This window comes from Blastococcus sp. SYSU DS0510, assembly GCF_054050835.1.
In genome coordinates, this window is sequence record NZ_JBJHAC010000001.1 from 172,754 (window position 1) to 193,363 (window position 20,610).

Sequence of the window (20,610 nt, forward strand, 5' to 3'; positions counted from 1 at the left end):
CGGCGCGGGCTCTGGCCCGTCGTGGCGCTGACCCTCGCGCTGCTGCTGGGCCTCCTCGCCGCGCCGGTACGCGCCGCGGCCGAGGAGCCCGGCGAGGGGCTGCTGCGGGTCGCCCACCTCTCCCCCGACACTCCCGCGGTGGATGTCGCGCTGACCCCCGCGGCACCGCCCGGGAAGGTCCTCACCGACCCGGGCCCGGTGGTCGCGCCCGGGCTGCGGTACGGCGAGGTGGACGCGTACACGGAGCTGCCCGCGGGCGCCTACGCGGTCAGCATCCGGGCCGCCGGCGCACCGTCGTCCACCCCGCCGGTGCTCTCCACGCGCCTCGAGCTCTCCCCCGGGCAGGCGCGGACCGTCGTGCTCGCCGGCGCCTTCGCCGACCTCGCCCTGCAACCGGTCGAGGACGACCTGAGCGCCCCACCCGCCGGGGAGGCCCGCGTCCGGGTGCTCGCGGCCGCACCCGCCGCCGGCCCGCTCGACGTCCTGGTGCCCGGTGGGCCGCGGCTCTCGGCCGGGCTCGCCTCGCCCGGCGCCGGCCCCGCCGTGACCGTCCCCGGCGGTCGCTACCGGGCCCTCGTGCCGACGACCGGCGACGAGGCCGAGCTCGACCTGCCCGCCAGCTCGGTGCGCACGGTGCTCGCCCTGGAGCGCCCCGGGGGCGGCGTGGAGCTGCGGGTGGTGGCCGACGCCTCGGGGCCCGCCGTCCGGCCCGTGGGTGCGGTGGAGGCCGGGGGCGGCCCGGCCGGGCTCCTCACCGGCTGGCTGCCCCGCGCGGTCGCCGTCGCGACGGCGGCCCCGCGGCTCGCCGTCGAGCGGCTGCCGACCGCCGCTCCCGTGCGCCTGCGCGTTCCCGCCGCGGGCATCGAGGCGCCCGTGGTCGGCGCCGGCCTCGACGACGCGGGCGCCCTCGTCCCGCCGGCGGACCCCTCGAGGGTCGGCTGGTTCACCGGCGGCCCCGTCCCGGGCTCCCCCGGTCCCGCGGTCCTCGCCGGGCACGTGGACGGCGGCGGGCGCGCGGGGGCGCTGGGCGCGCTCGCCGGGCTCTCCCCCGGCGACGAGGTGCTCGTCGACCGGGCCGACGGCAGCGTGGCCCGCTTCCGCGTCACCGCCACCGAGCGGTACGCCAAGGCGGCCTTCCCGGGGACGACCGTCTACGCGCCGACCCCGGCCGCGGAGCTCCGGTTGATCACCTGCGGCGGCGCGTTCGACGCGGCGGCGGGGAGCTACCTCGACAACGTGGTGGTCTCGGCCGAGCTCGTGACCTGAGGGAACGGCCCCGCTGCAGGCGCCCGCGCCGAGCTCGCGAGGCGTAAGGGGCAGCGGGGTCCTTCTTCAGCGACGGCGGGTGCGGGAGCGCCAGCAGGCCGTGTGCCAGTGCCGGCGCCGGTCGGCCGCCGAGTCGACGTCCCAGGGCTCGAGATCGGAGTCCCGGACGAAGGCGGGCCAGGTCACCACGTGCGGCGTGCCGGGGCGGATCTCCTGGTCGCAGCCCGGGCAGCGGTAGCTCTTCCCGGTGGCGGCGCCGGTGATGGCCCGGACGACCCAGTCGCCGTCGGATGCCTCCTCGACCTGCTCGGAACGACGGACCGGGTCGCGTCCCGGAGGACGCGACCCGGTCCGTGGACGGCGACGGGGCACCCGTCAGCGGGCGGCGTAGTCCCGGAACCCGCGACCGGTCTTGCGGCCGAGGTATCCGGCGGTGACCAGGTGCTCCAGCAGCGGCGCCGGCGCGAACCCGGGCTCCCGGAACTCGGTGTAGAGCTCCCGTTCGATCGCGAGCGAGACGTCGAGGCCGACGACGTCCAGCAGCTCGAAGGGGCCCATCGGGTAACCGCAGCCGACCTTCATGGCGGCGTCGATGTCGTCGGCGGTGGCGTAGTGCGCCTCCAGCATCTTCACCGCGTCGTTCAGGTACGGGAAGAGCAGCGCGTTCACGATGAAGCCGGCGCGGTCGGTGCAGGAGACGGCGTGCTTGCCGAGCTGCGCCGAGACCGCGTGGATCGTCGCGGCCGCGTCGGGAGCGGTGGAGATCGTCGAGACCACCTCGACCAGCTTCATGACCTGCGCGGGGTTGAAGAAGTGCATGCCCACCACGTCGGCCGGGCGGCCGCTGGCCTTGGCGCACTCGATGACCGGCAGGCTCGAGGTGGTGGTGGCGAGCACCGCGCCGGGCTTGGCGATCTCGCCGAGGTTGGCGAAGAGCGCCTCCTTCACCGGCAGCGACTCGATCACGGCCTCGATGACCAGGTCGCGGTCGGCGAGGTCGTCCAGCGACGTCGTCCCGGCGACCCGGCCGAGGATCTCCTCCTTGGCCGCCTCCTCGAGGCGGCCGCGCACGACCTGCTTGTCCAGGGACTTGGTGAGCGCCTTCGTGACGCCCTCGACCTTCTCGGGCGAGCGGGCGACGAAGCGCACGTCGTACCCGCCCTTGGCGACGACCTCGATGATGCCCGTGGCCATCGTGCCCGAGCCGACGACGCCGACGGTCCGCACGTCGCGGGCGCCCGCAGCGGCGCCGCCCGGCATCGGGGTCTGCGCGTCCGCGACGACCTCGGCCGAACCGGGCTCTGCGTAGGTGTAGAAGCCGCGACCGGACTTCCGGCCCAGCAGTCCCGCGGTCATCATCTGCTTGATGACCGGGCTGGGCGCGTGCAGCCGGTTCCGCGACTGCTTGTACATCGTGTCGAGGATCTCGTAGGCGGTGTCGATGCCGATCAGGTCCATGAGCGAGAGCGGCCCCATGGGGAGCCCGCAGCCCAGGCGCATCGCGGCGTCGATGTCCTCGCGGGAGGCGTAGCGGTTCTCGTACATCGAGACCGCGTGGTTGAGGTAGCCGAACAGCAGCGCGTTGGCGATGAACCCGGCCTTGTCGCCGATGGTGACGTCGACCTTGCCCAGGCGCTCGGCCAGCGCCTCGACGGTCTCGACGACCTCGGGCTCGGTGACCACGGTGCGGACGACCTCGACGAGCTTCATCACCGGGGCGGGGTTGAAGAAGTGCATCCCGATGACCTTGCTCGGCCGGCCGGTGACCACCGAGAGCTCGGTCACGGAGAGGCTGGAGGTGTTGGTCGCCAGGATCGTGTCCGGCGGGCAGATCTTGTCCAGCTTGGCGAAGGTGTCGGCCTTGAGCTCCATGCGCTCGGGGATGGCCTCGATCACCAGCTCCGCGGTCGCGAGGTCCTCCAGCGAGGTGGAGAAGCGGATCCGCTCGAAGATGGCGTCGCGGTCGGCCGGGTCGAGCTTGCCGCGGGCGACCGCCCGGTCGGTCGACTGCTCCAGGTGCCCGCGACCGCGCTCGAGCGCCTCGTCGGTGACCTCGACGGCGGTGACCGACAGCCCCGCCCGCGCCAGCACCTCGGTGATGCCGGCACCCATGGTGCCCAGCCCCACGACGCCGACCTCGTTCAGTTCCCTGGCCACGTTGCCGTCTCCCATCGCCGGTGATCGCGGGAAGTCTCTCATCACGACGACCAGCGCTCCCCGGCCCCTCCGCTCCGGCTCGGTGGGGGCGGAGGGGCCCCGGTCAGAACAGCCGCTGGGAGGGGTCGTCGGTGCCCTTGAGGACGGCGTAGTCCACGGTGACGCAGTCGATCCCCCGGTCCTGCGCCAGCACGCGCGCCTGCGGCTTGATCTCCTGCGCGGCGAAGACGCCCTTCACCGGGGCCAGCAGCGGGTCGCGGTTGAGCAGGTCGAGGTAGCGGGTGAGCTGCTCGACGCCGTCGATCTCGCCCCGCCGCTTGATCTCCACCGCGACGACCCCGCCGTCGGCGTCCCGGCAGAGCAGGTCCACCGGGCCGATCGCCGTCGGGTACTCCCGCCGCACCAGGGTCCAGCCCTGCCCGAAGGTCTCCACGTGCAGGGCCAGCAGCCGCTGCAGCTCGGCCTCGACGCCGTCCTTCTGCAGCCCGGGGTCGACGCCGAGCTCCTGGGCGTGGTCGTGCAGCACCTCGTCGATGCTGATGATCAGCTGCTCGCCCGCCTTGTTCGTCACCGTCCAGGTGCCCGCGCCGTCGGAGAGCGCCTCGTCCAGCCGGCACGGCGGGCTCATCCAGTTCAGCGGCTTGTAGGCGCGGTCGTCCGCGTGCACCGACACCGAGCCGTCGGCCTTGACCAGGAGGAGGCGGGTCGCCATGGGCAGGTGGGCGGTGAGCCGGCCGACGTAGTCGACGGAGCAGCGGGCGATGACCAGACGCACGGGCGCCGACGGTACCGGCCCGCGTCGGCGCCGCCGACCCGAGCCTCCGGCACATCCTGCGGCTGAGCCCCGACGTCATCACGCTCGACATCGGGCTGGTCATGGGGCTGCACGGCGACCCCGCCCGTCTTGCCATGATCTCGGCCCTGATCTCGGCCCTGATCTCGGCCCTGATCTCGGCCATGGTGACGTTCGCGGGAGAGACCGGCGCCCGGCTGGTCGCCGAGGGCGTCGAGCAGGCCGCCGAGCGCGATGCCCTGGTCACCCGCGGGGTCCGCTACGGGCAGGGCTACCTGTTCGGCCGGCCGCGGCCGGCGGCCGAGGTCCTCCAGGGCCTCCCGGCGTGAACCCCCGCGCGGAACCTCCCGGGCGCCCCCACCCGTCGTACGCGGTATGAGCACCCGTCCCCTGCGCGCCGTCACCTTCCTGGTCCTGGCCCTGCTCCTGAGCGCCTGCGCCGACGCCGCGGGCGGTGGCGCCGGCCGTGCGCCCGCCGCCGATCCGTCGCCGTCCCCCGCGGAGGAGGACGCCACCGTCGTGCTGCAGGTGAGCGAGGTCGGTGGCTTCACCACGCCGGCCATGCTGGCCGGCCGGCTGCCGTCGGCGACCCTCTACGCCGACGGCCGGCTCATCACCGACGGGCCGGTCATCGCCATCTGGCCCGCCCCGGCGCTGCCCAACCTGCAGGTGTACCGGCTCGGGGACGGCGGGGTGCGCGACCTCGTCGACCGGGCGGTGGCCGCCGGTGTCACCGAGACCGGCGACCTCGGCAGCCCGCCGGTCGCGGACGTGACCAGCACCCGGTTCACCGTCCGCACCGGCGGGGAGACGGTCACCCGCGAGGTGTACGCCCTCGGCGTGCGGCCCGAGCGGGAGCCGGACGGCGGGCTGCCGACCGGGTTCGACACCGGGATCACCGAGGAGCAGGCGGCCGCGCGCGCCCGGCTCGCGGAGCTCGCCGAGGCGCTGCGCGACCCGGTCGCCGCGCTGGGTGCCGACCGGGTGTCCGGCCCCGAGCCGTACCAGCCCGACGCCGTCGCGGCGGTGGTGAGCCCCTACGTCGAGGTGGACCCGGCCCAGCCGGAGCTGCCGTGGCCGGGGCCGGAGCTCCCGGGCGAGCCGATCGGGCCGGGCATCACCTGCGTGACGGCCACCGGCGAGCAGGCGCAGGCGGTGCTCGAGGCGGCGGCGGAGGGCAGCTCGGCCACCCCCTGGGTCGGGGACGACGGGTCGCGGTGGTCGGCGCAGCTGCGGCCGCTGCTGCCGCACGAGTCCGGCTGCGCGGACCTGACCGAGGGATGACCGACGGGCCCGGACCTCCTGGGAGGTCCGGGCCCGTGCAGGGGTGTTCTCAGGCGGTCGCGGGCTCCCGCAGGTCGGCGTCGACGCCGCCGCGGTCCTCGACCGGGGCCAGCGGGTCGACCGTCCTCGTCGAGCGGTAGCGCTCGAGGTCGAGGATGCCCTCCCGCCGGGCCACGATCGTGGGCACCAGCGCCTGACCGGCGACGTTGACCGCGGTGCGCCCCATGTCGAGGATCGGGTCGACGGCCAGCAGCAGGCCCACGCCGGCCAGCGGCAGGCCGAGGGTGGACAACGTGAGGGTCAGCATGACCACCGCGCCGGTGACGCCCGCGGTGGCGGCCGAGCCGATGACCGACACCAGGGCGATGAGCAGGTAGTCGGTGAGGCCCAGGTCCACCCCGAAGAACTGGGCGACGAAGATCGCCGCGAGCGCGGGGTAGATCGCCGCGCAGCCGTCCATCTTCGTCGTCGCGCCCAGCGGGACGGCGAACGAGGCGTAGGACCGCGGGACGCCGAGGTTCTGCTCGGTCACCCGCTCGGTCACCGGCAGCGTGCCGATCGAGGAGCGCGAGACGAAGGCCAGCTGGATCGCCGGCCAGGCGCCCGCGAACCAGCGCAGCGGCGAGAGGCCGTGGGCGCGCAGGAGCACCGGGTAGACGACGAAGAGCACGATCGCCAGACCCGCGTAGACGGCCCCGGCGAAGACGCCGAGCGAGCCCAGGGACTCCCAGCCGTAGCTGGCGACGGCGTTGCCGATCAGGCCGACGGTGCCCAGCGGCGCCAGGAGGATGACCCACCACAGCACCTTCTGGACGACGGCGAGCGCCGAGCGGACGACGCCGAGGAAGGGCTCGGCCGCCTCGCCGACCTTGAGCACCGCGATGCCGATGACGGCGGCGATGACGATCAGCTGGAGGACGTTGAACGACAGGGCCCCCTCCGCGGAGCCCTGCAGGCCCAGGATGTTGCCGGGGACGATGCCGTTGAGGAAGTCGAACCAGGAGCCGGTGCGGCCGGGGTCGGCCTGCGCCGCGGCGTCGACCGAGCTGTTGCGGCCGGGCTGGGTGAGCAGGCCGAGCCCGATCCCGATGGCGACGGCGATCAGCGCGGTGATCGCGAACCAGAGCAGCGTCTGGGCGGCGAGTCTCGCGGCGTTGGAGACCTGCTTGAGGTTCGCGATGCTGACGATCACCGCGGTGACGATCAGCGGCGGGACGAGGGTCTTCAGCAGCGTGACGAAGGTGCCGCCGATGGTCTGGAGGGTGCTGGTGAGCCAGTTGGGCGAGCCGTCGGCGACGGGGCCGATCTCACGGGCGACGAAGCCGAGGGCGACGCCAAGGACCAGGGCGAGGAGGACCTGCGCCGCGAAGGGCACGCGGCGGAGACGAGCGAGCACGGGGGTGTTTCCGTTCTGGATGAGGGAGGACCGGGCGGGGGCGCGTCAGCCCCGACAGCGGTCCACCGTCACGCGGCCGAAGTCGACGGTCCGCCGCCGCGTCAGGCCCCAGATGTTCTGCACGCGTGGGTCAGGGCTTCCCGGCGCCCGCGCATTCCGCGCTGTGGCCGGCTTCACCGTGGGTCCTTCTTCAGTCCGGCCAGACGGGGCGGCGCTTCTCCAGGAAGGAGGCCATGCCCTCGCGCGCGCCGGGCAGCTGACTCGCCGCCGCCATGACCTCGATCGCGGTCGCGTAGGCGTCGCGCTCGGGGCGGTCCAGCTGGGCGTACATCGTCTGCTTGCCCCAGGCCTTGCTCGCCCGCGAGCCACGGGTGGCCCGCTCCACCAGCTCGTCGACGGCGGCGTCCAGCTCGGCGTCGGGCACCACGCGGTTCACCAGCCCCCAGTCCAGCGCCGTCGCGGCGTCGATGACGTCGCCGGTCAGCGCCAGCTCCATGGCGCGCTTGCGGCCGACGTTGCGGGCGATCGCCACCATGGGCGTGTGGCAGAACCAGCCGCCCTTGCCGCCGGGTGCGGCGAAGCCCGCGGAGTCTGCGGCGACGGCGAGGTCGCAGGAGGCCACCAGCTGGCAGCCGGCCGCCGTCGCGAGGGCGTGCACGCGCGCCACGACGACCTGCGGCACGTCCTGGACGGTCTGCATCAGCTCGGTGCACAGCTGCAGCAGGCTGCGCACCTCGGGCAGCGAGGCCCCGGCGACGTCGGCGAAGTCGTGACCCGCGCTGAACACCGGCCCCTCGGCGCCGAGCACGACGGCCGCGGCGTCGCTCTCGCCCGCCTCGGTGACCGCGGCGAGCAGCTGCGTGAGGTGCTCGCGGGAGAGCGCGTTGCGCTTCCCCGCGCGCGTCATCGTGATGCGGACGACGTCGCCGTCGCGCTCGACCCGGGGTGCACCGTCAGCCATGCTCCGACCCCACCATGCCCGGCGCCGGTCGGCAACGACGATCGCCGCGCGAGGGGGGACGCTGGGTCCGTGCCCGACGTCGAACCGCTCAGCCCGACCGCGCCGCGACCGGCCGGCCGCACCGTGTTCACCCAGGGTTGGCGCGACGTCGCGTTCCTCCACTGGGCGGTGGACCCCGCGCGGGTCGCTCCGCTGCTCCCGGCCGGGACCCGTCCCGACGTGCTGGACGGCGCCACCTACGTCGGGCTCATCCCGTTCCGCATGGTGCGGATCGGGCTGTTCGGGACGCCGGGCATCCCCTACCTCGGCTCGTTCGCCGAGACGAACGTGCGGCTCTACTCGGTGGACGCCCAGGGCCGGCGGGGCGTCGTCTTCCGGTCGCTGGACGCCGAGCGCCTGCTCCCCGTGGTGACCGCGCGCTGGGCGGCACGGCTGCCGTACGCGTGGTCGCACATGCGGATCGACCGCGCCGGCGACCGCGTCACCTACCGCTGCCGCCGGCGCTGGCCCGGCCCCGTCGGTGCGCGCAGCACGCTCACCGTCGACGTGGGCCGCCGGCTGGACCGGCCGGGCCCGCTGGAGGTCTTCCTGACCGCCCGGTGGGGGCTGCACCGGCCCGGACGAGGCGGTCCGGCGTACTGGCCCAACGAGCACCCGGAGTGGCCGCTGCACCGGGCGGAGGTCGCCGACCTCGACGACTCCCTGCTCGCCGCCGCCGGCCTGGCCGACCTGCCGGGCCCGCCGGACAGCGTCCTGTTCTCCCCGGGCGTCGACGTCCGGTTCGGCCCGGTGGTCAGGCCGGGGCGGGGACCCGGTCCGGGAGGCCGTTGGCCTCGCGGACCACGTCGACGACCTGCCCCATGATGTCGTTCAACCCGAAGTCCTTGGGGGTGAAGACGCGGGCCACGCCCTGCTCGCGCAGCCGCCGGGCGTCGCTGTCGGGGATGATCCCGCCGACCACGACCGGCACGTCGTCCAGCCCGGCCTCGCGGAGCCCCTGCAGGACCGCCGGCACCACCTGCAGGTGGGAGCCGGAGAGCACCGACAGGCCGACGACGTGCACGTCCTCCTCCACGGCGGCGCTCACGATCTGGGCCGGCGTCAGCCGGATGCCCTGGTAGATCACCTCGAACCCGGCGTCGCGGGCGCGCACGGCGATCTGCTCGGCGCCGTTGGAGTGGCCGTCGAGCCCCGGCTTGCCGACGAGGAAGCGCAGCCGGCCACCGAGCTCCGCACCGGTGGCGCGCACCCGCTCCCGGACCTCGGTGAGGGCCTCGTCGGCCTCCCCGCCCCCGCTGGCGGCGGCGACGCCGGTGGGGGCCCGGTACTCCCCGAAGACCTCGCGCAGCACGCCGGCCCACTCCCCGGTGGTCACGCCGGCGCGGGCGCAGTCGAGGGTGGCCGGCATCAGGTTCACGTCGGAGGACGCGGCCTCACGGAGGGCGTCCAGGGCCTTCTCGACCGCCTCCGGGTCCCGCTCGGCCCGCCACTTCCGGACGGCCTCCTGCGCGGCCTTCTCGACCGCCGGGTCCACGACCATGATCGCGGCGTCGAGGTCGGCGGTCAGCGGGTTCGGCTCGGTGGTGTCGAACCTGTTGACGCCGACGACGACGTCCTCGCCGCTCTCCATCCGGCGCCGGCGCTCGGCCAGCGAGGCCACCAGCTCGCCCTTCATGTAGCCGGACTCGACGGCCGCGACGGCCCCCCCCATCTCCTGCACACGGGCGATCTCGGCCCGGGCGCCATCGACGAGCTCGGCCACCTTCTTCTCGACGACGACCGAGCCGGTGAACAGGTCGTCGTACTCGAGCAGGTCGGTCTCGTAGGCGAGCACCTGCTGCAGCCGCAGCGACCACTGCTGGTCCCACGGCCGGGGCAGCCCGAGGGCCTCGTTCCACGCCGGCAGCTGCACGGCGCGGGCGCGGGCGTCCTTGGACAGGGTCACGGCGAGCATCTCGAGGACGATGCGCTGGACGTTGTTCTCCGGCTGCGCCTCGGTGAGGCCCAGGGAGTTGACCTGGACGCCGTAGCGGAAGCGGCGGTGCTTGGGGTCCTGCACGCCGTAGCGCTCCTCGGTCAGCTCGTCCCAGAGCTGGGTGAAGGCCCGCATCTTGCACATCTCCTCGACGAACCGGACCCCGGCGTTGACGAAGAAGGAGATGCGCGCGACGACCTCGCCGAAGCGCTCCTCCGGCACCTGGCCGGAGTCGCGCACGGAGTCCAGGACCGCGATCGCCGTGCTCATCGCGTAGGCGATCTCCTGCACCGGCGTGGCCCCGGCCTCCTGCAGGTGGTAGCTGCAGATGTTGATCGGGTTCCACTTGGGCATCGCCGTCACCGTGTAGGCGACCATGTCGGTGATCAGCCGCATCGAGGGCGCCGGCGGGAAGACGTAGGTCCCCCGCGAGAGGTACTCCTTGATGATGTCGTTCTGCGTCGTCCCGGCCAGCGTGGAGACGTCGTGCCCCTGCTCCTCGGCGACCGCCTGGTAGAGCGCGAGCAGCCACATGGCGGTGGCGTTGATCGTCATCGACGTGTTCATCTCGTCGAGCGGGATGCCGTCGAAGAGGGCACGCATGTCACCGATGTGGGTCACCGGCACGCCGACCTTCCCGACCTCCCCGCGGGCGAGCTCGTCGTCGGGGTCGTAGCCGGTCTGCGTCGGCAGGTCGAAGGCCACCGAGAGACCGGTCTGGCCCTTCGCCAGGTTGCGGCGGTAGAGGGCGTTGGACTCGGCCGGCGAGGAGTGGCCGGCGTAGGTGCGCATGACCCAGGGTCGGTCGCGCTCCGTCGGCTTCTGCGGGAACGGCATACCGGCGGAGTGTAGGGCGGTTACCCGCCGGTAGCAGCCCCGCCCGGGAAGGTGTGCGGTGGGACACTCGCGAAGGGTGAACCCGGAAGGAGGAGAGCCGTGGCGGTCGCGGACAGCCTGCTGCACGCCGGGGGGCCGGTGGTGGCCCTGGCGGCGTTCGCGCTGCTGGCGCTGTTCACCCGCTGGGCCTTCGGCAGTGACCGCGGGCACCGGCGGGGCGGGCCGATCGAGGACGGGCTGCTCACCCACGTGGCCACGCTGAGCCGCCGCGAGTCGGCCCTGGCCCTGCGGGCGGTGCTGTCCGACGCCGGGATCCGGTCCACGGTGCGCTTCCCGGAGGCCTATCGCGCCGAGGTGCTGGTGTTCCCGGAGGACGCCGACCGTGCGCGGCAGCTGGCCGCGTCGTTCGGCGGCGGGCCGCTCCCCTAGTCCGGGCGCTCGGTGCGCCGGACGTCGGCGCCCAGGCCGCGGAGCTGGTCGACGAAGTCGGGGTAGCCGCGGTCGACGTGGTGCACGTCCTGCACCTCGGTCACCCCGTCGGAGCACAGGCCGGCCAGCACGAGCCCGGCTCCGGCGCGGATGTCGGTGGCCAGCACGGGAGCGCTGGAGAGCCGCTCGCGGCCGCGGACCACGGCGTGGTGCCCGTCGATGCGGACGTCGGCCCCCAGCCGCACGAGCTCGTTGACGAACATGAACCGGCCCTCGAACACGTTCTCCGTGATCAGCGCGGTCCCGGTGGAGACCGCGGCCAGCGCCACCGCCATCGGCTGCAGGTCGGTCGGGAACCCGGGGAAGGGCAGGGTGACGACGTCGACGCAGCGCGGCCGGCCCTCCATCGCCACCCGGAGGCCGTCGGGCAGCGACTCGACGACGGCCCCGGCGTCGGTCAGCTTGTCCAGGGCCACCGTGAGGTGCTCGGCGACCCCCCGCTCGATGACGACGTCCCCCCGGGTCATCACCGCGCCGATGGCCCAGGTGCCGGTCACGATGCGGTCGGGCACCGTCGTGTACTCGACCGGCTGCAGCGCGTCCACGCCCTCGACGGTGATGGTGGAGGTGCCGGCGCCCTCTATCCGGGCCCCCATCTCGCCCAGCATCCGGCAGAGGTCGACGATCTCGGGCTCGCGCGCCGCGTTGTCGACGACCGTGGTTCCCCTGGCGAGGACCGCCGCCATGACGAGGTTCTCCGTGGCGCCGACCGAGGGGAAGTCCAGCCAGATCGAGGTGCCGGTCAGCCGCGGGGCGGTCGCGACGAGGAAGCCGTGCTCGCTGATGATGGTGGCGCCCAGCCGCTCCAGGCCGGAGATGTGCATGTCCAGTCCGCGCGAGCCGATGGCGTCCCCGCCCGGGAGCGCCACGCGCGCGCTGCCGCAGCGGGCGACCAGCGGGCCCAGCACGCTGATCGAGGCGCGCATGCGGCGGACCAGGTCGTAGTCGGTCTCGGTGGAGGGCGCCTCCGGGACGTCGATGGTCAGCCGGCCGCCACCCCCACTGCCGGGGGTCCGCTCGTAGGAGACGGCGCAGCCCAGCCGGCGGAGCACCTCGCTCATGATGGCGACGTCGAGGATGTCGGGGACCTCGTCGATGGTCGACCGCCCGGAGGCGAGCAGCGTCGCCGCCATCAGCTTCAACGCGCTGTTCTTGGCACCGGTGACCCGCACCCGGCCCGCGAGCCTCGCTCCCCCGGCCACCTCGAAGCACTCCACCGGGGCAGCCTACGGCGGACCGCCTCTGGCGACGGCCCCGCTCCACGGACCCGCCGCGCGCCCGGTGACGCACTGGAACGGCCCTCCTGCAGGGACCCGCTCCGAGCGCCCGGTGACGCGCTGGAACGGCCCCGCTGCAGGGCCCCGCCCCGAGCGCCCGGTGACGCACTGGAACGGCCCTCCTGCAGGGCCCCGCTCCGAGCGCCCGGTGACGCACTGGAACGGCCCTCCTGCAGGGACCCGCTCCGAGCGCAGCGAGGAGTGGGGGGCAGGAGGGTCCTTCTCCTAGGCTTCGGGCATGACGGTCCGGCTCACCCGCATCTACACGAAGACCGGCGACGCCGGTCAGACCCACCTGGGCGACATGAGCCGGGTGGCCAAGACCGACCCCCGGCTGGTCGCCTACGCCGACGTGGACGAGGCCAACAGCGCGATCGGCGTCGCGATCGCCCTCGGCGCCCCCGAGCCGTCGCTGACCGACCTGCTCCGCAGCATCCAGAACGACCTGTTCGACGTGGGCGCCGACCTGTGCACGCCGATCGTCCCGGAGCCGGAGTACCCGCCGCTGCGGGTGACGGCCGCCTACACCGAGCGGCTCGAGGCGGCCTGCGACGCCTACAACGAGACGCTGCCCAAGCTCGACAGCTTCATCCTCCCCGGCGGCACCCCGCTCGCGGCGCTGCTGCACCAGGTGCGGGTGATCGTCCGACGGGCCGAGCGCAGCGTCTGGGCGCTGCTGGAGAGCGACGCCGAGCGCACCAACCCGGAGACGGCCCGCTACCTGAACCGCCTGTCGGACCTGGTGTTCATCCTCGGCCGGGTCGCCAACCCCGGCGGCGACATCCTCTGGGAGCCCGGCGCGCACAGCGGCGTCCACGCCCAGCGCGCGGCCGCTCGCCGGGACGGCTGAGCCCCGGCGTCCTCAGCTGCCCGGCGGCGCCGACTCCACCCAGGACAGGAAACCGGTCACCGTCGAGCGGTCCATGGCCAGCTCGCGCCGCCCCTGGGCGGTGCTGCACTCCAGGACGTGGACGTCACCGGGCAGCGCGAGGTCATCCCGCCCGGGCGGGCGCTGGGCCAGCACGCGGAACCCGGCGCGGGTCAGCCGCTGCTGCGGGCGCACCGACAGCGACAGCGCGCGGTACCAGAGCAGGACGTCACCGCCGTACCAGGCGACGCCCACCGACCAGCGGGGCGCGCCCTCCGGGCGCAACCACATCGTCACCGCGCCGAGCCCCGAGAGCAGGAAGCGGCGGCGCAGCAGGAACACCACGACGACGAGCAGCAGCAGGACGCCGATCAGCACCCACAGGGCGGTGGTCATCCCGCGCGCTCGCCGGCCCGGTCAGTCGCTCGCGCCGGCCGCCCTCAGCCGCGACTGGGCGCGGCGTGCGGCGGCGACCGCCTCGGGGTCGTCGCCCTCGCTCTCGGCGCGGCGCAGAGCCTCACGGGCCCGCTCGACGTCGATCTCCGTGGAGATCTCCGCCGTCTCGGCGAGGATCGAGACGCCTCGCTCGGTGACGGAGAGGAAGCCGCCGTGGGCGGCGATGACCATGTCCTCGCCGGACTCGGTGTGGATCGTCACGACGCCGCCGTCGGCCAGCTGACCCAGCAGGGGGGTGTGCCCCGGCAGGACACCGAGCTCGCCCTCCGTGGTGCGGGCGATGACGCTCGTGGCCTCGCCGGACCAGATCTTGCGCTCGACGGCCACCAACTCGACCTGCAGGGTCGCCACGACACTCCTCGGGGTCCACGGAACGGAGCTCTCACTCTAGCCACGCGGCGACGAGCTGGAACGGCCACCCTTCAGGGGCCCGCGCCGGGCGTGCCAGGCGTGGGGGGAAGGGTGATCCTCTGTCAGGCCGCGCGGCGGTAGAGCAGGGTCCAGCGCCCCACGCGGACCCAGGGGTGGCGCACGCAGGTGGCCGACGCCCAGCGCTCGGTGTCGAAGTCGGCGACCCGCACGTCCACGGGGGCCAGCGGCGGCCACGTCCAGTCCGCGACCCGGTCTGCGGACCGCGGTGCCGCGCTGTCCCGTTCCACGCTCGCCCCTCGTGCCGGCACCCGTCTCTCGGGCGCGCCTGGAGCAATGGTCGGCAGCTCCGCCCCCGGCCCGCAGAGCCGGCGGCCCCGGATCACCCGATCGGACGAGATCTCCGGAACGCCGGAGGCCGGGCCTCCTCGCGGAGACCCGGCCGACGGAACGTGCTGGAACGGCCCCGTCCAGAGGCTCGCCCCGAGCGTGCGAGGGGCGAGGAGGACGGGGTCCTTCCGCTACTTCTTGAGCTTCGAGGCGTTCTTCTCGAGGTCCTCGAGGCCACCGCACATGAAGAAGGCCTGCTCCGGGACGTTGTCGTACTCGCCCTCGGTGATGGCCTTGAACGCCTGGAGGGTCTCCGCCAGGGGCACGAACGACCCCGGCTGCCCGGTGAAGGCCTCGGCGACGAACATGTTCTGCGAGAGGAAGCGCTCGACGCGCCGGGCCCGGTTGACCGTGACCTTGTCCTCCTCGGAGAGCTCGTCGATGCCGAGGATCGCGATGATGTCCTGCAGCTCCTGGTAGCGCTGCAGCACCTGCTTCACCCGCTGGGCGATGTCGTAGTGCTCCTGGCCCACGTACTGCGGGTCGAGGATCCGGCTGGTGGAGTCCAGCGGGTCCACGGCCGGGTAGATGCCCTTCTCCGAGATCGGCCGCGAGAGCACGGTCGTCGCGTCGAGGTGGGCGAACGTGGTGTGCGGCGCCGGGTCGGTGATGTCGTCGGCGGGCACGTAGATCGCCTGCAGCGAGGTGATCGAGCGGCCACGGGTCGAGGTGATCCGCTCCTGCAGCTCGCCCATCTCGTCGGCCAGGGTCGGCTGGTACCCCACGGCCGAGGGCATGCGGCCCAGCAGCGTGGAGACCTCGGAGCCGGCCTGCGTGAACCGGAAGATGTTGTCGATGAAGAGCAGCACGTCCTGGTTCTGCTCGTCGCGGAAGTACTCGGCCATCGTCAGGGCCGAGAGGGCGACGCGCAGGCGGGTGCCCGGCGGCTCGTCCATCTGGCCGAAGACGAGCGCGGTCGACTCGATGACGCCGGACTCGGTCATCTCCGTGATGAGGTCGTTGCCCTCACGGGTGCGCTCGCCGACACCGGCGAACACCGACACACCGCCGAACTCCTGGGCGACGCGGCGGATCATCTCCTGGATCAGCACGGTCTTGCCGACGCCGGCACCGCCGAACAGACCGATCTTCCCGCCGGCCACGTAGGGGGTCAGCAGGTCGATGACCTTGATGCCGGTCTCCAGCATCTCGGTGCGGCCCTCGAGCTGGTCGAACCGCGGCGCGTGCCGGTGGATGGACCAGCGGGTGGCGTCCTCGGCGTAGCCGGGGGTGTCCAGGCACTCCCCGAGGGCGTTGAAGACGTGGCCCTTGGTGACGTCGCCGACGGGGACCATGATCGGGTTCCCGGTGTCGGTGACCTCGGCGCCGCGGACGAGACCGTCGGTCGGCGCCATCGAGATGGTGCGCACGACGTTCTCCCCCAGGTGCTGGGCGACCTCGAGGGTGAGGGTCTTGCCGAGGTCGGCGAGCGTGACGTCGACCTTCAGGGCGTTGAACAGGTCGGGCATCGCGTCGCGCGGGAACTCGACGTCGACGACCGGCCCGGTGACCCGCACGACGCGGCCGGAGCCGGTGGTCTGCGAGGTGGTCGGACGGTCCTCGGTGACGGTCATCTGTACTGCTCTCCTGCCCTGGGGCTCGGTGGTCTGCTGTTCGGTGGATCAGTCGTTCGAGCCGGCCGAGACCAGCGCGTCGGCGCCACCGACGATCTCGCTGATCTCCTGGGTGATCTCCGCCTGGCGGGCCTGGTTGGCCTGCCGCGAGAGGTTCTTCGCCAGCTCCTCGGCGTTGTCGGACGCCGACTTCATCGCCCTGCGGCGCGAGGCCGACTCGGACGCGGCCGCCTCGAGCATCGCCGCGTAGATGCGCGTGGTGATGTACTTCGGCAGCAGCGCGTCGAGCAGCCCCTCCGCCGAGGGCTCGAACTCGTACGCGGTCGGGAGGCCGTTGTCGGCAGCGGTGCCCTGCTCCCGGTCCTCCCGCTCGTAGTCGAACTCCTCGACCTCCTCGACCTCCAGCGGAGCCATCCGCTTGGCGACGGGGATCTGCGAGAGCAGCGAGCGGAACTCGGTGTAGACGATGTGCAGCTCGTCGACCCCGAGGACGCCGTCGGCGCCCGACCCGGTCTCGTCGTCGTCCTGACCGGCGGTGAAGGCCGCGATCAGCTCCTCGCCCACGCTCTGGGCGTCGGAGTACTTGGGCTGCTCGGAGAAGCCGGTGAAGGTGTCAGCCATCTCGCGGTTGCGGAAGGAGTAGTAGGTCTCCCCCTTCCGGCCGACCACGTAGAGGACCGGCTCCTTGCCCTCCTGCCGGAGCAGGGAGAGCAGCTCCTCGGTCCGCCGCAGCACGTTGACGTTGTACGAGCCGGCGAAACCGCGGTCGGAGGTGATCACCAGGACGGCGGCCCGCCGCGCGCTCTCCCGCTCGGTCAGGAGCGGGTGGTCCAGGGACGCCGAGGACGCCAGCGCCGACAGGACGCGGGTGATCTCCCGGGCGTAGGGCTTGGACGCCTCCACCCGGGCCTGGGCGCGCACGATGCGGGCACCCGCGATCAGCTCCTGCGCCGAGAAGATCTTCTTCGTCGACTGCGTGGAGCGGATGCGGCGCCGCAGCGCGCGGAGAGAGGCAGCCATCGCCTCAGCCCTTCTTCTTGACCTGGACGCGCTCCTGACCCCGCTCCGAGGCGTCCATGGCCTCGACCTCGGGCTCGTTCACCTTGAGCGACTCGCCCTCGCCGGTGGTGAACTGGCCGTAGAAGGCGTCGACCGCCTGCTCCAGGTTCCGCACCGTGTCGTCCTCGAGCTTCTTCGACGTCCGGATGGTGTCGAAGATGCCGCCGTGGCCCCGGGACACGTAGTCGAGGAACTCCGACTCGAAACGGCGCACGTCGCTCACCGGGACGACGTCGAGCTTGCCGGTGGTGCCGAGCCACAGCGAGACGACCTCGCGCTCCACCGAGTACGGCGAGTACTGGCCCTGCTTGAGCAGCTCGACCAGGCGCTGACCGCGCTCCAGGGTCGCGCGGCTGGAGGCGTCCAGGTCGGAGGAGAACGAGGCGAACGCCTCGAGCTCGCGGTACTGCGCCAGGTCCAGGCGCAGCCGGCCGGCGACCGACTTCATCGCCTTGATCTGGGCGGACCCACCCACGCGGGACACCGAGATGCCGACGTTGATGGCGGGGCGGACACCGGAGTTGAACAGACCCGTCTCGAGGAAGATCTGCCCGTCGGTGATCGAGATGACGTTGGTCGGGATGTAGGCCGACACGTCGTTGCCCTTGGTCTCGATGAGCGGCAGGCCGGTCATCGAGCCCGCGCCGAGCTCGTCGGAGAGCTTCGCGCAGCGCTCCAGCAGGCGGGAGTGGAGGTAGAAGACGTCGCCCGGGTAGGCCTCGCGGCCCGGCGGGCGGCGCAGCAGCAGGGAGACGGCGCGGTAGGCCTCGGCCTGCTTGGACAGGTCGTCGAAGACGATGAGGACGTGCTTGCCCTCGTACATCCAGTGCTGGCCGATGGCCGAGCCGGTGTAGGGGGCGATGTACTTGAAGCCGGCGGCCTCGGAGGCCGGGGCGGCGACGATGGTCGTGTACTCCATCGCGCCGGCGTCCTCGAGGGCGGAGCGGATCGCGGCGATCGTCGAGCCCTTCTGGCCGACGGCGACGTAGATGCAGCGCACCTGCTGCTGCGGGTCGCCGGTCGCCCAGGCTTCCTTCTGGTTGATGATCGTGTCGGTCACGATCGCGGTCTTGCCGGTCTGCCGGTCACCGATGACCAGCTGGCGCTGGCCGCGGCCGATGGGGGTCATGGCGTCGATGGCCTTGATGCCGGTCTGCAGCGGCTCGTGCACCGACTGCCGCTGGACCACGGTGGGCGCCTGCAGCTCGAGCGCGCGGCGTCCGGTGGTCTCGATCGGGCCCGCGCCGTCGATCGGGTTGCCCAGCGGGTCCACGACGCGGCCGAGGTAGCCGTCGCCGACGGGGACCGAGAGGACCTCGCCGGTGCGCCGGACCTGCTGGCCCTCCTCGATGCCGGAGTAGTCACCCAGGACGACGACACCGACCTCGCGGACGTCCAGGTTCAGCGCCAGACCACGGACACCGCTCTCGAACTCGAGCAGCTCGTTGGTCATGACCGAGGGCAGGCCCTCGACCCGGGCGATGCCGTCGCCGGACTCGGTGACGATCCCGACCTCTTCGCGGGACACGTCAGGCGAGTACTCGGTGACGTAGTTCTGGATGGCACTGCGGATCTCGTCTGCGGAGATCGTCAGCTCGGCCATGGCTCTGAGTCCTCTTCCCTGCGGGGTCGTGATCTGTGGTGGTGGGCGGGTCAGCCGGCGAGCTGCCGTCGGGCGGCTTCCAGCCGGTGGGCGATGCTGCCGTCGATGACCTCGTCGCCCACCTGGACGAGGAGGCCGCCGAGCACCGCCGGGTCGACGGTGACCTGCAACCCGATGGTCCGCCCGTAGAGGCGGGTGAGCACGTCGACCAGGCGCTGCTCCTGGGCGGCGGTGAGCGGCGCCGCCGTCGTCACCCGCGCCACGTACTGGCCGCGGCGACGGCTGGCGACGTCCGAGAGGCGCTCGACCGCGACCCCCGCCGTACCGGCGTGGGACGTGGTGAGCACGTTGCGCAGCAGGAGTTCGGTCACCGGGCTGACCCGGCCCGACAGCAGCTGGTCGAGCAGGGCCGCCTTGCCCGCGGCCGGGGCCTTGCGGTCGCTGAGGATCCGGGACAGCTCCCGGTCGCCCTCGATGATCCGGCCGAAGCGGAAGAGCTCGTCCTCCACGCCGTCCAGCTCACCGCGGGCGCCCGCGGCGTCGAGAGCCGCCTCGGTGGCCAGGGACGTCGCGGCCTCGATCAGGTCGAACGGCCGCGACCAGCGCTGCCGGACGCTGAACTCGACGATGTCGAGCGCGACCGCGGAGAGGCGGCTGCCGAACAGCCGCTGCGCCAGCGCCGCCCGCTCCTCGGGCTTGCCCGACGGGTCGGTGAGCGCCCGGCGCAGCGAGGGCTGGGCGTCCAGCAGCCGCGCCACCGCGAACAGCTCCTCGGCCAGCGCGAGCTGGTCCTCGGCGGCGGTGGCGCGGGCCTGACCGGTCAGCTTGTCCTTGGCCTTGCCCAGGAACCCGGAGGGGTCCCGGGTCAGCTCGTCCAGCCGCTCCCGGGCGGCGAGGAGCGCCGCGCGGCTCGAGGCATCCATCAGCGGGTGCCTCCGGCGACGGTGCTGCCGCTCCGGCCGTCGGGGGCGCCGGCGGCCATCTGGTCGAGCTCGTCGAGGAAGCGGTCCACCGTGCCCTGCCGGCGGGCCTCGTCGGCCAGGGACTCCCCGACGACCCGGCCCGCGAGCTCGACGGCGAGGCCACCGACCTGCCCGCGCAGCTCGTTGACCACCTGCTGGCGGGCAGCAGCGATCTGCTCCTCGCCCCGGGCGACGATCCGCGCCGACTCCTCCTGCGCCTGGGCCCGCAGGTCCTCGAGGATCCGCTGGCCCTCGGCGCGGGCCTGGTCACGGATCTGCGCGGCCTCGTTGCGGGCCTCGGCCAGCTGCGCGCGGTACTGCTCGAGCGCCGCCTTGGCCTCGGCCTGCATGGCCTCGGCGCGCTCGATGCCGCCCTCGATGGCGCGCTGGCGCTCGGCCAGCATCGCCTCGAGCCGCGGCACGACGAAGCGCTTGTAGAGGAGGTACAGGATGGCGAACGAGATGATGCCGACGATCAGCTCACCCGGGTGCGGGATGACCGGGTAGGCGTCCTCCCAGAAGCCGCCCTCGCCGCTCTCGGCGGCCAGGACGTCGGCCGCGTTGTCGATCGCGCCCATCACGTGTGCTCCTTCCGGTCCTCGGTCAGCCCGAGAAGACGAAGGCGAGGGCGATGCCGAAGATGGCCAGCTGCTCGCAGAGCACGAAGCCGAGGATGGCGATGGTCTGCAGCACACCGCGGACCTCGGGCTGACGGGCCACGCCGGCCACGTAGGCAGCGAAGATCAGGCCGATGCCCACACCCGGCCCGATGGCCGACAGGCCGTAGCCGATGATCGCGAGATTGCCTTCCATTGGGTGTGTCCGTTCCTCTCAGTCGGTCTGTGCTACCGGGTGGCGCACATCGGTGGTACAGCTCGGAGCCGGTGCTCCGCG

Annotated in this window: 21 protein-coding genes and 1 pseudogene; 6 read left to right on the forward strand and 16 right to left on the reverse strand. The window is 73.3% G+C overall.

Translation table 11 applies throughout. The features are described from left to right. The first annotated feature begins 21 nt into the window (after positions 1 to 21). Entirely contained in the window at positions 22 to 1,266 is a 1,245-nt protein-coding gene (locus ACI79P_RS00835) for a class F sortase (RefSeq protein WP_456579144.1), read from the forward strand. 66 nt (positions 1,267 to 1,332) lie between these two features. Here ACI79P_RS00835 and ACI79P_RS00840 read toward each other — a convergent pair whose 3' ends face one another. The 3 genes from ACI79P_RS00840 to nucS form a co-directional block, all read right to left on the reverse strand. Beyond that, positions 1,333 to 1,638 carry a hypothetical protein gene (locus ACI79P_RS00840; protein ID WP_456579145.1) on the reverse strand — a complete coding sequence of 102 codons (306 nt, stop codon included), beginning with the start codon at positions 1,636 to 1,638 and terminating at the stop codon, positions 1,333 to 1,335. Positions 1,639 to 1,641: 3 nt separating this feature from the next. Beyond that, complete coding sequence (locus tag ACI79P_RS00845; protein WP_456579146.1) at positions 1,642 to 3,423, reverse strand: 3-hydroxyacyl-CoA dehydrogenase family protein; 1,782 nt, start codon at positions 3,421 to 3,423, stop codon at positions 1,642 to 1,644. Positions 3,424 to 3,526: 103 nt separating this feature from the next. Next, positions 3,527 to 4,198: an endonuclease NucS gene (gene nucS / locus ACI79P_RS00850; protein WP_456579147.1), complete on the reverse strand. Its 672-nt coding sequence runs from the start codon at positions 4,196 to 4,198 to the stop codon at positions 3,527 to 3,529. A gap of 35 nt (positions 4,199 to 4,233) precedes the next feature. Between nucS and ACI79P_RS00855 the strand changes: the two are divergent. Next, positions 4,234 to 4,545 (forward strand): annotated as a pseudogene (locus tag ACI79P_RS00855) (EAL domain-containing protein); the annotation flags it as partial. Between the two features lie 46 nt (positions 4,546 to 4,591). Continuing rightward, a complete protein-coding gene (locus tag ACI79P_RS00860; RefSeq protein ID WP_456579148.1) occupies positions 4,592 to 5,500 on the forward strand; it encodes a hypothetical protein in 909 nt (302 codons plus the stop codon). A gap of 49 nt (positions 5,501 to 5,549) precedes the next feature. Here ACI79P_RS00860 and ACI79P_RS00865 read toward each other — a convergent pair whose 3' ends face one another. Beyond that, the gene (locus tag ACI79P_RS00865) at positions 5,550 to 6,896 is read right to left on the reverse strand and encodes a dicarboxylate/amino acid:cation symporter (RefSeq protein ID WP_456579149.1); all 1,347 of its coding nucleotides are present in this window, start codon (positions 6,894 to 6,896) and stop codon (positions 5,550 to 5,552) included. 190 nt (positions 6,897 to 7,086) lie between these two features. Continuing rightward, positions 7,087 to 7,857 carry an enoyl-CoA hydratase-related protein gene (locus ACI79P_RS00870; RefSeq protein WP_456579150.1) on the reverse strand — a complete coding sequence of 257 codons (771 nt, stop codon included), beginning with the start codon at positions 7,855 to 7,857 and terminating at the stop codon, positions 7,087 to 7,089. A gap of 69 nt (positions 7,858 to 7,926) precedes the next feature. Here ACI79P_RS00870 and ACI79P_RS00875 point away from each other — a divergent pair, with 69 nt between their 5' ends. Beyond that, positions 7,927 to 8,721 carry a YqjF family protein gene (locus ACI79P_RS00875; RefSeq protein ID WP_456579151.1) on the forward strand — a complete coding sequence of 265 codons (795 nt, stop codon included), beginning with the start codon at positions 7,927 to 7,929 and terminating at the stop codon, positions 8,719 to 8,721. Here ACI79P_RS00875 and ACI79P_RS00880 read toward each other — a convergent pair. Then, positions 8,651 to 10,669, reverse strand: a complete 2,019-nt coding sequence (locus ACI79P_RS00880; protein WP_456579152.1) for a protein meaA — start codon at positions 10,667 to 10,669, stop codon at positions 8,651 to 8,653. The genes ACI79P_RS00875 and ACI79P_RS00880 overlap by 71 nt on opposite strands. Before the next feature lie 99 nt (positions 10,670 to 10,768). Between ACI79P_RS00880 and ACI79P_RS00885 the strand changes: the two genes are divergently transcribed. Beyond that, positions 10,769 to 11,098 (forward strand): hypothetical protein, encoded by a 330-nt coding sequence (locus ACI79P_RS00885; protein WP_456579153.1) that lies wholly within the window; start codon positions 10,769 to 10,771, stop codon positions 11,096 to 11,098. Here ACI79P_RS00885 and murA read toward each other — a convergent pair. Next, positions 11,095 to 12,375: a UDP-N-acetylglucosamine 1-carboxyvinyltransferase gene (murA, locus tag ACI79P_RS00890; protein ID WP_456579154.1), complete on the reverse strand. Its 1,281-nt coding sequence runs from the start codon at positions 12,373 to 12,375 to the stop codon at positions 11,095 to 11,097. The genes ACI79P_RS00885 and murA overlap by 4 nt on opposite strands. A gap of 298 nt (positions 12,376 to 12,673) precedes the next feature. Between murA and ACI79P_RS00895 the strand changes: the two genes are divergently transcribed. Next, on the forward strand, positions 12,674 to 13,285 hold the full coding sequence (locus ACI79P_RS00895) for a cob(I)yrinic acid a,c-diamide adenosyltransferase (protein WP_456579155.1): 612 nt from the start codon (positions 12,674 to 12,676) through the stop codon (positions 13,283 to 13,285). A gap of 12 nt (positions 13,286 to 13,297) precedes the next feature. Here the strand turns inward: ACI79P_RS00895 and ACI79P_RS00900 are convergent, their stop codons facing one another. From ACI79P_RS00900 to ACI79P_RS00940, 9 genes are all read right to left on the reverse strand, one after another. Continuing rightward, entirely contained in the window at positions 13,298 to 13,699 is a 402-nt protein-coding gene (locus ACI79P_RS00900; protein ID WP_456579156.1) for a DUF2550 domain-containing protein, read from the reverse strand. 21 nt (positions 13,700 to 13,720) lie between these two features. Continuing rightward, positions 13,721 to 14,110 (reverse strand): F0F1 ATP synthase subunit epsilon, encoded by a 390-nt coding sequence (locus tag ACI79P_RS00905; RefSeq protein ID WP_456579157.1) that lies wholly within the window; start codon positions 14,108 to 14,110, stop codon positions 13,721 to 13,723. A gap of 122 nt (positions 14,111 to 14,232) precedes the next feature. After that, on the reverse strand, positions 14,233 to 14,418 hold the full coding sequence (locus ACI79P_RS00910; protein ID WP_456579158.1) for a hypothetical protein: 186 nt from the start codon (positions 14,416 to 14,418) through the stop codon (positions 14,233 to 14,235). Positions 14,419 to 14,649: 231 nt separating this feature from the next. Then, on the reverse strand, positions 14,650 to 16,092 hold the full coding sequence (gene atpD / locus ACI79P_RS00915; RefSeq protein ID WP_456579159.1) for a F0F1 ATP synthase subunit beta: 1,443 nt from the start codon (positions 16,090 to 16,092) through the stop codon (positions 14,650 to 14,652). A gap of 48 nt (positions 16,093 to 16,140) precedes the next feature. Further along, the gene (locus ACI79P_RS00920) at positions 16,141 to 17,112 is read right to left on the reverse strand and encodes a F0F1 ATP synthase subunit gamma (RefSeq protein ID WP_456579160.1); all 972 of its coding nucleotides are present in this window, start codon (positions 17,110 to 17,112) and stop codon (positions 16,141 to 16,143) included. Between the two features lie 4 nt (positions 17,113 to 17,116). After that, a complete protein-coding gene (gene atpA, locus ACI79P_RS00925) occupies positions 17,117 to 18,754 on the reverse strand; it encodes a F0F1 ATP synthase subunit alpha (protein ID WP_456579161.1) in 1,638 nt (545 codons plus the stop codon). A 50-nt stretch (positions 18,755 to 18,804) separates the two neighbouring features. Next, a complete protein-coding gene (locus ACI79P_RS00930) occupies positions 18,805 to 19,677 on the reverse strand; it encodes a F0F1 ATP synthase subunit delta (protein WP_456579162.1) in 873 nt (290 codons plus the stop codon). Then, complete coding sequence (locus tag ACI79P_RS00935; RefSeq protein ID WP_456579163.1) at positions 19,677 to 20,294, reverse strand: F0F1 ATP synthase subunit B; 618 nt, start codon at positions 20,292 to 20,294, stop codon at positions 19,677 to 19,679. Before ACI79P_RS00935 ends, ACI79P_RS00930 begins: the two co-directional genes overlap by 1 nt. A gap of 25 nt (positions 20,295 to 20,319) precedes the next feature. After that, entirely contained in the window at positions 20,320 to 20,529 is a 210-nt protein-coding gene (locus ACI79P_RS00940) for a F0F1 ATP synthase subunit C (RefSeq protein ID WP_456579164.1), read from the reverse strand. Positions 20,530 to 20,610 lie beyond the last annotated feature (81 nt).

What these genes read in the sequence shown, in the direction of transcription:
- ACI79P_RS00920 (WP_456579160.1), bottom strand. Translation starts at nt 17,112, where the DNA reads ATGGCTGCCTCTCTCCGCGCGCTGCGGCGCCGCATCCGCTCCACGCAG.
- ACI79P_RS00930 (WP_456579162.1), bottom strand. Translation starts at nt 19,677, where the DNA reads ATGGATGCCTCGAGCCGCGCGGCGCTCCTCGCCGCCCGGGAGCGGCTG.
- atpD (WP_456579159.1), bottom strand. Translation starts at nt 16,092, where the DNA reads ATGACCGTCACCGAGGACCGTCCGACCACCTCGCAGACCACCGGCTCC.
- ACI79P_RS00870 (WP_456579150.1), bottom strand. Translation starts at nt 7,857, where the DNA reads ATGGCTGACGGTGCACCCCGGGTCGAGCGCGACGGCGACGTCGTCCGC.
- ACI79P_RS00860 (WP_456579148.1), top strand. Translation starts at nt 4,592, where the DNA reads ATGAGCACCCGTCCCCTGCGCGCCGTCACCTTCCTGGTCCTGGCCCTG.
- ACI79P_RS00940 (WP_456579164.1), bottom strand. Translation starts at nt 20,529, where the DNA reads ATGGAAGGCAATCTCGCGATCATCGGCTACGGCCTGTCGGCCATCGGG.
- ACI79P_RS00895 (WP_456579155.1), top strand. Translation starts at nt 12,674, where the DNA reads ATGACGGTCCGGCTCACCCGCATCTACACGAAGACCGGCGACGCCGGT.
- atpA (WP_456579161.1), bottom strand. Translation starts at nt 18,754, where the DNA reads ATGGCCGAGCTGACGATCTCCGCAGACGAGATCCGCAGTGCCATCCAG.
- ACI79P_RS00900 (WP_456579156.1), bottom strand. Translation starts at nt 13,699, where the DNA reads ATGACCACCGCCCTGTGGGTGCTGATCGGCGTCCTGCTGCTGCTCGTC.
- ACI79P_RS00880 (WP_456579152.1), bottom strand. Translation starts at nt 10,669, where the DNA reads ATGCCGTTCCCGCAGAAGCCGACGGAGCGCGACCGACCCTGGGTCATG.
- ACI79P_RS00935 (WP_456579163.1), bottom strand. Translation starts at nt 20,294, where the DNA reads ATGGGCGCGATCGACAACGCGGCCGACGTCCTGGCCGCCGAGAGCGGC.